Annotated in this window: 8 protein-coding genes, 1 tRNA gene and 1 pseudogene; 5 read left to right on the top strand and 5 right to left on the bottom strand. The window is 61.2% G+C overall.

What is annotated here, in order from left to right; translation table 11 throughout:
* Nucleotides 1-418: pseudogene (locus ACR0P8_RS01040) on the top strand (PspC domain-containing protein); the annotation flags it as partial.
* Nucleotides 415-990 (top strand): hypothetical protein, encoded by a 576-nt coding sequence (locus ACR0P8_RS01035; protein ID WP_432622835.1) that lies wholly within the window; start codon nt 415-417, stop codon nt 988-990. The pseudogene ACR0P8_RS01040 and the gene ACR0P8_RS01035, both read left to right, overlap by 4 nt.
* Here ACR0P8_RS01035 and ACR0P8_RS01030 read toward each other — a convergent pair.
* From ACR0P8_RS01030 to ACR0P8_RS01020, 3 genes are all read right to left on the bottom strand, one after another.
* On the bottom strand, nt 952-2739 hold the full coding sequence (locus ACR0P8_RS01030) for an alpha/beta hydrolase family protein (RefSeq protein ID WP_432622843.1): 1788 nt from the start codon (nt 2737-2739) through the stop codon (nt 952-954). The genes ACR0P8_RS01035 and ACR0P8_RS01030 overlap by 39 nt on opposite strands.
* Nucleotides 2740-3161: 422 nt before the next feature.
* The gene (locus tag ACR0P8_RS01025; RefSeq protein WP_432622833.1) at nt 3162-4316 is read right to left on the bottom strand and encodes an MFS transporter; all 1155 of its coding nucleotides are present in this window, start codon (nt 4314-4316) and stop codon (nt 3162-3164) included.
* Between the two features lie 173 nt (nt 4317-4489).
* Nucleotides 4490-4563 (bottom strand) — tRNA-Pro (locus tag ACR0P8_RS01020).
* A gap of 95 nt (nt 4564-4658) precedes the next feature.
* Here ACR0P8_RS01020 and lysS point away from each other — a divergent pair.
* Nucleotides 4659-6338, top strand: coding sequence for a lysine--tRNA ligase (gene lysS / locus ACR0P8_RS01015; RefSeq protein WP_217063199.1), 1680 nt, complete (start codon nt 4659-4661; stop codon nt 6336-6338).
* A 309-nt stretch (nt 6339-6647) separates the two neighbouring features.
* On the opposite strand, the gene ACR0P8_RS01010 is transcribed toward lysS, so the two are convergent.
* Nucleotides 6648-7028, bottom strand: a complete 381-nt coding sequence (locus tag ACR0P8_RS01010) for an RDD family protein (protein ID WP_432622841.1) — start codon at nt 7026-7028, stop codon at nt 6648-6650.
* Nucleotides 7029-7238: 210 nt separating this feature from the next.
* Between ACR0P8_RS01010 and menA the strand changes: the two genes are divergently transcribed.
* Both menA and ACR0P8_RS01000 read left to right on the top strand, forming a co-directional pair.
* Nucleotides 7239-8306: a 1,4-dihydroxy-2-naphthoate octaprenyltransferase gene (menA, locus tag ACR0P8_RS01005; RefSeq protein ID WP_432622831.1), complete on the top strand. Its 1068-nt coding sequence runs from the start codon at nt 7239-7241 to the stop codon at nt 8304-8306.
* 108 nt (nt 8307-8414) lie between these two features.
* Nucleotides 8415-9155, top strand: coding sequence for a phosphoglyceromutase (locus tag ACR0P8_RS01000; RefSeq protein WP_432622829.1), 741 nt, complete (start codon nt 8415-8417; stop codon nt 9153-9155).
* Between the two features lie 189 nt (nt 9156-9344).
* Here the strand turns inward: ACR0P8_RS01000 and ACR0P8_RS00995 are convergent, their stop codons facing one another.
* On the bottom strand, nt 9345-11225 hold the full coding sequence (locus tag ACR0P8_RS00995; RefSeq protein ID WP_432622827.1) for an oleate hydratase: 1881 nt from the start codon (nt 11223-11225) through the stop codon (nt 9345-9347).
* Nucleotides 11226-11380 lie beyond the last annotated feature (155 nt).

Here is an 11380-nt window from a genome sequence, read left to right as displayed (position 1 = left end):
TGGCCACCATGGGGTGAACAAGGGCGTTCCGGCGCTCGACGGCACCACCGATCCCGAGGATTCGGACGATGATGGTTCGGACGATGCCGACGATCAGGACGAATCCGATGAATCGGACACTGAGGACGATCCGTACGATTCGGTATACGACGGCACGGATCTGGACAAGGCGTTCAAAACGATCTACGAGAACAAGTGGTATTGGCCGTCGATCGATTCGGACAAGGCTCCGGAGGAGCCGGACCTGTATGTCAACGTCGATGGAACGGTCGGCGGCAGCGTCACCATGCAGTACGCGTCCGACAGCAAGCTGCCGCTGGGAACGACTGGCGGCCAATCGCACGGCAGCACCGGCGGAAAGAATACTAACGGAAAGAACGCCGAAGGAAAGAGCGCCGAAGGAAAGGAGACGAAATGAGCGACGAGAAAACCCGCGAAGTGCCGTTGACCGACGTCTTGGGAATCGCGGATGTCGCGGACGAGCCTACGGAAACCCTGCCGGTCGCCGGCGATCCGGACGAGGCGAAAACCGAATCGTTCCAGCGGCCGTTCGACGGTGGAACGGAACCGCAAGAGAAGTTCGAATCGCAGGAGACCTCTGAACAGGATATGCGCGGAGATTCCACGGGCCGATCGGCGCATCAGGCTGGTCCAGCCAATCCGATTAGGCCGGTCGACTCCTCCAAACAGGTGCGCATCGGCAAAACGGACGGTGATCTGGTCATCCGCCCGTCCGGACCAAGCACCGGAACCATCGTGCTGGGTGTGTTCTTCTGCCTGGTCGGCCTGATGTCCGCGCTGTGCCTGCTGCCCATCGGCGCATGGCGGTGGATGCCGAATCCCTCGACGCTGTTCTTCTACGTGGTCGGAGGCCTCGGCGCGTTGCTGCTCGTCATCTCCGTGGTCTGGGCCGTCGTCGCCGCGGTGCGTCTGCGCCGCCAGGAGCGCCGGTCAGCAGAACAATCCCCAGAAGGCCAGCAGCGTCAATGATAACGCCGCCGACACCACCACGCACGTGGCCACGATGACATGGCCGGATCCGATGCATGCTTTTCCATTTTCTTTCGATTCGCATCGGATTCCGGTTGTGGCATCGTGGCCATTCTTCATATGCGTTTTCGTATTCGCGGTGGTGTTCATGTCTGCGATCGCGCGGTTTTCGGCATGACGACGGCACATGTCCACGATGATTTCCGCCAGCAGCCAGGCGAACGCGACAAGGCTCAGCCACGTGAGTGTGACGATGACATGCCAGTTCTTGGCAAGCACCGCCGAATTGTCCGTCAATGAGATTGCATCGATGATGACGGTGACCAGATACGCCAGGAACACGCCGGTCGTGCCGACGGCAAGAAGGGTGTTGATTATCAGTGCGGTGCGCATGCTGGTTGGGAAACGATGGTCGGTTATTCCGATCGGATGCGCCACGTTCGGCTGCGCGGACAGGCTTGGAGAGACGTTCGAAATGGTCGAATCCACCGAAGCTGAATCGCGTGATATCCGCCGTGACGCACGGCGCTCGCGCACCCAGCCGGCGATGAGCAGAATCGGCGCGCCGCACATCGCCAGCAATGCGCACAGCAGGCAAACCGCGATTGCGCCGATGATTACGCCCATCGATTTCACCAGCGCGGGCGGGGTCTGCAGCGGTGCCGTGACCGTCTGGTCCGGTTGCGCTCCGGCGACCATCGGCGTCGCCCAATCGTCCGCGCCCGTGCCGCTTGCCACCGCGTTGATCCAATCCTCCAGATCGTGCGTGTAATGCGGCTCCAATGGCAGTCCCGGAACCGTCTGGTTCGAACCGGTTCGCAGCTGGTGGTTCGCGTCGTAATACCGCAGCGTCACATTCGTGTTGCCGGCCTGGTTCGCGGCTTTGGTCAGCAGCCGTGCGCCCTGTTCGACAGGCATGGCCGTGTCTTTGACACCGTAATTGATGAGCAGCGGCATGGTGAGCGATGTGCGGTATTTGGCCGCGTCGAAATCCGCGTAGGCGAGTCCCATGCGTTGCGTGCCAAGGCTGGTGATGCGCGGAATGAGTTGCTTGACTGCGTTGGGCGCGCCGGCTGCGGTCAGATAATTGGTGGCGGCGAGCGTCATCTGCTGGCGGCCCGAAACAACCGGGGGAGAGGTGAGGATGGCGAAGGCGAGGTCCGGATGTTGTTGTGTCAGCACGGTGGCGATCCACGTGCCCTCCGATTCGGCGTAGATGCCGGTTTCCGACTTGCTCACGCCTGGCCAGTTTCTCAGGATTTCCAGCGATTTCGCATAGTCGCGCGCGCTGGACACGTAGTCGCGGTGCAGCATCGTGTAGTTGTCAAGCCGCTTGTCAGGCACGAGGGTGGTGATGCCGGCCGACGCCATCGCGTTCGCCACGTCGCCGAACGCCTCAGACGATTTGCCGGTACCCGAGCCGTGCAGGAACAGGCATGCGGGACGGTCTGCCGGAGCGTCGAGCGGCTCGCGGACGATGGCGTTCACGGTTTTGTCACCGTCCAACGCGACCGTGATATGCGTTTCCTTGGTGCGGTACGCGCCTTCCTGCGGGGTTTTGAGCACGGCGCCCGTGGTCGGGTTGACGGCTTGGATGGCGGTGCTGGCCGTAGTGGGCGTGATATGGTCCGTGAACGGCTCGACCTGCCATTTCGGCGCCATCGCATTGCCGAGCGCGCATAAGACCATGGTCAGAAGAAGCGCCAGCGCGGTGGTCGCCGCGCAGGTGACGAGAATTCGTTTCACAATGCTTCGCACGGTACGCCACTCTAGTCGTGTTCAGCGTTTGTGGCATGGAAAACGCGAAATCATGGGGAATCGGCGGCGCAATCGCAATCCCTGCGCCGCAAGTCAACGCTCTCTTGCCGTAAAGCAGCGCGAAACCAGGGGAAAAACGCAATAACCCCTTCCACAATCCGCCTGTGGATATGTGGAAATCCGTCGGTTCCATCGCCTCCTTTCCGCCAAACCGACGGTGGGAGGCTGCTGAGCGTCGGTTCCGCGGAAGCCGTGCCGCCAAACCGACGGTGAGCGCTCCAAGCATCGGTTTGATATCGCGATTTCCGCCAAACCGACGCTTAGGCTCCTCTAGGCGTCGGTTTGGCGGCATGGGGGCGATGGAACCGATGGTGGGATTGGGATTGAGTGGATTGGGGATGGGGTGGGTGTGGCTAGGCGCGGGTTTCGTAGCGGCGGGTGTAGAGCACCAGCAGGATTACGGCAAGCAGACTGATCGGCGCGCCTGCCAGGCCGGTGAAATGGTAGTTCATCGCAGTCGCGGTCAAGGCCGCGCCGCCGACGATGGAACCGACCGCATTGCCGAAATTGAAGGCGATCTGCACGGCGGCGCCGGCGATCAGCTCGCCGCCGCCCTCACCGGCCTGCACCATCAGCAGCTGCTGCGGGGACGAATTGAAGAACAGCGCGAAGCCGATGATGAACGTCAGCAGCGCGGTGGTCGCATGGTTGCCGGGCAGCAGGAATACCAGCAACAGTCCGCACAGGGCGATGCCGTGCGACAGCGCCGCGGTCGCGCCCGCCTTCCACAGGTCGGTCAGCCTGCCGCCCGCAATGCCGCCGACCACCATACCGAGACCGGCGAGCACCATCAGCATCGGCACCATCGCAGCCGGCCATCCGCCGGTTTTCTGCAGCCATGGCGACACGTAGCTCCACCAGCAGAAGATGCCGGAGTTGCCGAAGAACACGGCCAGCAGGATCAGCCACGGGCCGGGATGGGTGAGGAATCGGAACTGCCCCTTGATGCCGGCGTCCTTGATTGGCTCGATGGATGGAACCCACGAGATCACCACGACGATCGTCATGAGCGCCCAAGCGGCCAGGATTGCGAACGCCAGCCGCCAGGACATCGCCTCGGCGAGCAATGTTCCCGCGGGGACGCCCAGCATGTTGGCCACCGTCTGTCCCATCACCATCATGGACACGGACTGCGCCTCCTTGCCCTCGTCCGCAAGCGTCTTGGCGATCAGCGTGGCCGTGCCGAAGAACGCGCCGTGCGGCAGTCCGGAGATGAAACGCGCCACCAGCAGCATCGGCGAGCAGAAGGAGACGGCGCTGAGCGTGTTGCCGACCAGCGCGATGGCCATGAACAGGATGATGAGATGCTTCGGCGGCACCTTGCGGCCGAACACCAGGATCAGCGTGCCGACGCACACGCCGATGGCGTATGCGGAGATGTAATGGCCGGCCGCGGGGATGCTGACATGCATGGCGGCGGCCGTCTGGGGCAGGATGCCCATCATCACGAATTCGGCGGCGCCGAGGATGAAGGCGCCGGATGCCAGCGCCAGAATGCTTCTCTTCATGGGGATTCCTTATTTTGGATTTTCCACAGAACCGATGCTTGGTGTGGCACTTGGATGGTGCCGGGCGTCGGTTCGATATTGCGATTTCCGCGAAATCGACGGTGAGGCGATGCCTAGCGTCGGTTTGATGGAAAGGCAAAGAAAAAGGCGGAACCGAAGTTCCGCCTTAGTTGTCGGGCTGGCGGGATTTGAACCCGCGGCCTCTTCGTCCCGAACGAAGCGCGCTACCAAGCTGCGCTACAGCCCGTTTGGCAACAGTTGGTTATGTTACACGATTGCGCGGCGCTTGCAAATACGGCGTGTCGCGTGTTGTGTAGTGGCTTCTCGGTACACTGTTGGCTTATGACTGAGACCAATGAATCCCAAGAAAACCAGAATGAGGACGAGGCTGCGGTCCCCACTATGACCACGGTGGAGCGCGCCGAAATGCTGCTGCAGCAGGATGCTGCGATCCGCGCCAAGATCAACGACGGCGCCACGTTGGACGAGGCCGTGGACCCGTCCAACAAGGAATTCGGCCCCCTTGCCCACCCGGAGCAGGTGCAGATGCGCGTGGCCAAGCGCGCCATGATGCTCAAGGAAGGCATCCAGCCGTACCCGGTGACCCTCGACGTCACCGCCACCATCGAAGAGGTCCGCGCCAAGTACGACGGCAAGCTCGAAGCGGGCGACGAGACCGAGGACGTGGTCGGCATCGCCGGCCGCGTGCTGTTCCTGCGCAACGCGGGCGGCCTGTGCTTCGTGCAGCTCGCCGCCGGCGACGGCACCAAGATCCAGGGCATGATCTCCAAGAAGGAGATCGGCGCCGATTCCCTCAAGCAGTTCAAGCAGCTGGTCGACCTGGGCGACCACCTGTTCATCAAGGGCCGCGTGATCGCCTCTAAGACCGGCGAACTGTCCGTGTTCGCCACCGAATGGGCCATCGCCGCCAAGGCGCTGCAGCCGCTGCCGGCCCTGCACAAGGAACTGAATGAAGACACCCGCACCCGCAAGCCGTACATCGGCATGATCGCGGACGAGAAGATCCGCAACATGGTGCGCAACCGTTCCAAGGCCGTCGCCTCCCTGCGCAAGACCTTCGCCGACCACGACTTCCTCGAGGTCGAAACCCCGATGCTGCAGACCGTGCACGGCGGTGCCGCGGCACGTCCGTTCACCACGCACATGAACGCCTTCGACCTGGACCTCTACCTGCGCATCGCGCCGGAACTGTTCTTGAAGCGCTGCCTCGTCGGCGGCATCGACCGCGTGTTCGAAATCAACCGCGACTTCCGCAACGAAGGCGTCGACGCCACCCACGCCCCGGAATTCACCATGGTCGAGGCCTACCAGGCCTACGGCAACTACGACACCATCGGCGCGCTCGTCAAGCAGCTTGTGCAGGACACCGCCATGGACGTGTTCGGCAGCCACAAGGTGACCCTGCTGGACGGCACCGAATACGACTTCGGCGGCGAATGGAAGACCATCAGCATGTATGACTCCCTCTCCGAAGCTCTGGGCGAGGAGATCGTGCCAAACGGCGGCCCGGACAACCCCGGCACCTCCGTGGAGCACCTGGGCGAGATCGCCGACAAGCTCGGCGTGGAGCGCGATGACGTGGAGAACCACGGCAAGCTCGTCGAACACCTGTGGGAGCACTTCTACGAGGACAAGCTGTACGAGCCGACCTTCGTGCGCGACTTCCCGGTCGAAACCTCCCCGCTGGTCAAGGGCCACCGCTCCAAGGCCGGCGTGGTCGAGAAGTGGGATCTCTACGTGCGCGGCTTCGAGCTGGCCACCGGCTACTCCGAGCTCAACGACCCGGTCGTGCAGCGCGAACGCTTCGTGGCCCAGGCCAAGGACGCGCTCGCCGGCGATGAAGAGGCCTGCGACATCGATGAGGACTTTTTGGAGGCCCTCGGCGTGGGCATGCCTCCGGCAGGCGGCATGGGCATGGGTATCGACCGACTGCTCATCGCGCTGACCGGCGCCACCATCCGCGAGACCATCACCTTCCCGCTGGTCAAACCGCTGAACTGAGCGAAGCTCAGTTCATATCGGTTTGACGCGAGGCGCGGCATCCCGCTTGGCAGGATGCCGCCCGAGGAGAAGAACAGTCCTGTGGACTGTTCGCCGACGAAGGTATCCGTTTCCGCCGGAGCCATCCTTTTAAAATGAAGCCGCTGAACTGAGGCAAGAAAATCTAAGGGCGTTTTCCGATAGGGAAGCGCCCTTTTCGCATTTGAGAATGTGTTTCATCTGGTGTTTCGTGCTGCTGTGAAGAATAGCGGGGAATGTCTGCGAAACATTGAAGCTAGACACGCTGCATGAACTAGGCCACATTCACCACTATCGTGTTGACGAGTTTGTCGGCGAAGGTCTGATTGTTCTTGTCCCATAATGGCCAAAGGAAACCGATACATAGCGGTGCCCAACGATGTGCGCTATCTCGCGTAGTCCCATGGCCAAGCCGGTTATGGGAGTTCCGGAATCCTGATTGCATACCTGGATCCTGAGCAGACGATGCGCCCAGGATTGACCGTTGTGCGTGGACCATGTGGAGAACATGCCGGCGGCGACGGCGGATACGGCGAATAGCCAGAATCCGGTTGTTCCATCCGGTGAGGATCTGTCGAACAGGATGCTTCCTATCAGCTGTGACAGCAACGATGCCGGCAATATGATGCGAATGACGTATGCTACGGCTCTGCGCCACCATGGGGCCAACATGGCGTCTCCCTCCGTCAATGGGTCTTCCTGTGCGTTGGTCAATCAGGAATTCATATCACCAGTCAGTATATGTAGACGTGTGTGTGGCTCACGGTCAAAACCCACACCAAACGTGCCATGGCGAAGCTCAATGCCAGGACGCGCAGCCAGGCGATCGCCATATGGCTCACCGAAAAGTGGGGCCACCCGGAAACCTGAACCGCACGTAGAATGGCGTTCATGCAGGTATTGACTTGGGTTCGCGGCGCTCGCCTGAAGACGTTGCCATTGGCGATCGCTCCGGTGGTTATTGGCACTGCGCTGTCGTGGCAGGGCGCATTCGTGTATTCGCAGGGCGGTGATCTGCTGCACGAGCCGTGTCCGCTCTTCGGCGGGCAGCATGACCTGGGGGAGTGGAAGCTTGGCTCGCTGGTCGGTGTTTGCCAGCGTTCGGTGGGCTGGTTTGCTGTGGTGGCGGTGCTGTGCGGCTGCGTGGCATTGTTCCTGCAGATCGCCGCGAATTATGCAAACGACTATTCCGACGGTGTGCGTGGCACCGATGAGGGGCGTGCCATCGATTCGGAGAATCAGCCTACGGAACGGAATTCAAGACCGGTTTCGTCTCAGGCATCGCAGTCCCAGCGTGGTCCCGCCCGTCTCGTCGCATCCGGCGTGAATCCCAGAAAAGTGCTGGCCGCGGCCGGAATCAACGCGCTGATTGCCTGCCTGTGCGGTCTGGCCGTCATCGCATTGACCGGCTACTGGTGGCTCATTCTGATCGGCATCGCCTGCCTCGTGGCCGGATGGTGCTATGTCGGCGGCAAACACTCCTACGGCTACCACTATTTGGGTGAGATATTCGTATTCGTCTTCTTCGGCCTGGTTGCCACCTGCGGCACGATGTTTGCTTTGACCGGCACGGTCTCCTTGGCGGGCGTGTTCGGCGGCATGAACGTCGGCCTCATCGCCGTCGCGGTCCTGTGCGTCAACAACCTGCGTGATATCGAATCCGATCGTGAGCATGGCAAGCATACGTGGATGACCGCTTTGGGCCGTCGCAACGGTACCGTATTCACGATCGTGCTGCTGGCCGCTGCCGTGCTGCTGGCTGTCGCGTATGCCAAGCTGCAATCGGCGTGCACGATCTCGACAATCGTCATGCTGGCGATTACCTGCGCGATATGCGCTGCCACAGCCGTCGCAATCGCAAGAAAACACTACGGCAAAGCACTGCCGCTTTGCACCTTCGCCTCGCTGGCGCTCGCCGCCGCATTCGTCGCAACGGTGGCGTTCGCTTGAGCTCGACTGCAAACGTCCGTGCATCGGAATGAAAATTGTTGCATGACCGTAACCGAATAATCGTCATCACCGGTTGTGTTGGCCGCACAAGGCGGTAGACTGGCAACTATGACTTACAAACTAGTACTGCTCCGTCATGGACAGAGCGCATGGAATAAAACCAATCAGTTCACCGGCTGGGTCGATGTCCCGCTGACCGAACAGGGCGTCGAGGAAGCCAAGAACGGCGGCCGCCTGCTCAAGGAGAAGAACGTCCTTCCGGATATCGTCTTCACTTCGATGCTGCGCCGCGCCATCAACACCGCCAACTACGCGCTGGATGAGGCCGATCGCCTGTGGATCCCCGTCAAGCGCAGCTGGCGTCTCAACGAGCGTCACTACGGCGCTCTGCAGGGCAAGAACAAGACCACCATCCGCGAAGAGTACGGCGACGAGAAGTTCATGCTGTGGCGTCGTTCCTACGCCACCCCGCCGCCCGAGATCGATCCGAACGACGAGTACGCGCAGAACCATGATCCGCGCTACACCGGCGATCCGGTTCCGGAAGCCGAGTGCCTGGCCGATGTGGTCAAGCGTGTCGAGCCGTACTTCAAGTCCGACATCGAGCCGGAGCTGAAGGCCGGCAAGACCGTTCTGATCGCCGCTCACGGCAACAGCCTGCGCGCCATCGTGAAGATGCTTGACAACCTCTCCGAAGAGGAGATCGCCAAGGTCAACATCCCGACCGCAATGCCGCTGCTGTACGAGCTGGACGAGAACTTCAAGCCGATCAAGCCGCGTGGCGAGTACCTGGATCCGGAAGCCGCCGCTGCCGGTGCCGCCGCCGTCGCCGCTCAGGGCCAGAAGTGAGTTCGCTGCGATTGATACGCGGGCTATCGCGTTCGATCGCATGAAACGCATATGAAAAGGTGGGAATCCACAGTACGTGGGTTCCCACCTTTTTGCGTCCGGCGCCTTTGTCGGAAATATCACGTCCGCCCACCGTATGTGTTGCCCGACGCGGAATAGCGGCGGTGGACGGACGTGGGTGCAATCGGCTCAGATCACGCCGTATTCCTTGAGTAGCTTCGGCACATCCGTGGCATCCAGCTTCTTCAGGACCTGCTTCAGCAGCGTCTTCTCGACGATGTTGAGGTTCATATCGGTGATCGGCTTGCCGTCGCGCAGCATCACCGTGGCGTTGAGCAGGTCGCGTATGTCGTAGACCGAACCCCACACCTCCGGTACACCGCGATCCACGTCGCACAGCGTGTACACGGCCTCCATGCCGGTGCGCATCGAATATTCGGTGGTGAAGATCGTGTCGCGCGGGGTCTCGGCAAACTGGCCGAGGAACGCGAAGTTCACCGCGCCGTCCGGCACCACGTCGGGACGATCGCCGGCGGACCTTGGCATGAAGAATGCATCGATGTACGGCATCATCACCGGTATGGTGTTGGCGTGGTTCTTGGCCAGATCCTCAATCTTGTCGGTCGGCACGCCCATATGGTAGAGCCATTCGGCGCAGATCTCCTCGCCGGTGCATTCCCGCATCGGCTTCTTCACGTAGTTGCCGGGCTTGTCCGGGAACAGGCCGTACACCCATACGCACAGCTGGTCCTTCGGCTGGTCGCGGAACTGCTGCTGGCGGTTGAGCGTCCAGCTCATCAGCCAATTGGAGTCCTCCACGGTGACGATGCCACCCGTCACCACATGCCCGGTGAACGGGTCGCGCTTGCAGATCTTCTGGATGTACGGCGGAATCTCCATATCGAGCGTGGTGACGGTGGCGCTCATCCACTTCGAATGCTCGGGGTCGGAGCAGAACACGTCCGGGTGCCCGAAGCTCGGATCCTGCGCCGCGATGCGCCGCCACATGTCCCAGCCGCCGCCGGGCTTGAGTTCGGGATCCCAAGTGGCCGCGGTGGTCTGCGAGCCCATGGAGGAGTTCTCCACGCATCCGCCATTGGTGATGAACACCAGGTCATTATCGGTCAGGTCGATGCTGCGGGACGTGCCGTCGGCTTCGGTCAGGTCGATGCGCGTGGCCGCCTTACGCGTCGGCGAGCTGAACGGGTTGCGCGGATATGTGCCGGATTCGGTCTGCTTTTTGAGGATCGTGTCCTGCCCGGTGCCGGTACGCGGACGCACGGGGCCCATGCCGCCGCCGATGGCGAATGCGATGTTCTCCACCTTCACGTTGTAGTGGAACTGCACGCCGAAGCTTTCCAGATACTTGATCATCGGCAGGATCATCGACTCGTACTGGTTGTAGCGGGTGAAACGCAGCGCGCTGAAATCGGGCAGGCCGCCGATGTGGTGGATGTAACGGCGGATGTACAGCTTCATTTCCAATGCGCTATGCCAGTTCTCGAAGGCGAACATGGTGCGCCAGTACATCCAGAAGTTCGAATTGAACACCTCGTCGTCGAAGAAGTCGGAAATCTTCTTGCCGTACAGCTCCTCGTCCGGCGTGAAGAACAGCTTCATGATCTCCATCGCGGCCTTGTCGGAAAGCGCGAACTTGCCGTTCGTGCCGCCGTCGGCGCCGCGGGCCTTGGTGGAGCGGCACAGCGAGAAGTTCGGATCCTCCTTGTTGAGCCAGTAGTACTCATCCAATACGGAAACGCCCTCGGTCTCGATGGAGGGGATGGAGCGGAACAGATCCCACATCACTTCGAAATGGTTGTCCATCTCGCGTCCGCCGCGCATCACATAGCCCAGTCCCGGAATGTTCGCGCCATCGCAGGCGCCGCCGGGGACCGCGTCCTTCTCGAACACGTGGATATGGCTGCCGGGCATCTGCGCGTCGCGTACCAGATAGCAGGCCGCGCTCAGGGCGGCAAGTCCGGTGCCGATGATGTATGCGTTCTTGGCGTCGATTCCCTCGGGCTTCTTCGGCCGGGCGAACGCTTCGTAATTGCCGTTGGAATAGTACATGACTTCCTCCTTTGGATGTCGCTGAGCCCATTGTGCCGCATTGCGATCGGAAAGTATACGGGCATAAGTTAGACATGATGTCTAATTTTGAATGTATTTCGATGGCGACGGAAGAAGGATGGTGAAAGATGGGAAAACACGGGGAAATGCAATGA

The sequence above is a fragment of the Bifidobacterium sp. genome (assembly GCF_050874245.1).
Taxonomy (GTDB): Bacteria; Actinomycetota; Actinomycetes; order Actinomycetales; family Bifidobacteriaceae; genus Bifidobacterium.
Note: the sequence above shows the minus strand (reverse complement) of the source record. Positions and strands in the feature narration are given on the sequence as shown.

Excerpts from the sequence above, each read along its gene's own strand:
- ACR0P8_RS01010 (WP_432622841.1), bottom strand. The coding sequence starts at position 7,028 with ATGTTGGCCCCATGGTGGCGCAGAGCCGTAGCATACGTCATTCGCATC.
- ACR0P8_RS01025 (WP_432622833.1), bottom strand. The coding sequence starts at position 4,316 with ATGAAGAGAAGCATTCTGGCGCTGGCATCCGGCGCCTTCATCCTCGGC.
- ACR0P8_RS00995 (WP_432622827.1), bottom strand. The coding sequence starts at position 11,225 with ATGTACTATTCCAACGGCAATTACGAAGCGTTCGCCCGGCCGAAGAAG.
- ACR0P8_RS01000 (WP_432622829.1), top strand. The coding sequence starts at position 8,415 with ATGACTTACAAACTAGTACTGCTCCGTCATGGACAGAGCGCATGGAAT.
- menA (WP_432622831.1), top strand. The coding sequence starts at position 7,239 with ATGGCGTTCATGCAGGTATTGACTTGGGTTCGCGGCGCTCGCCTGAAG.
- lysS (WP_217063199.1), top strand. The coding sequence starts at position 4,659 with ATGACTGAGACCAATGAATCCCAAGAAAACCAGAATGAGGACGAGGCT.
- ACR0P8_RS01035 (WP_432622835.1), top strand. The coding sequence starts at position 415 with ATGAGCGACGAGAAAACCCGCGAAGTGCCGTTGACCGACGTCTTGGGA.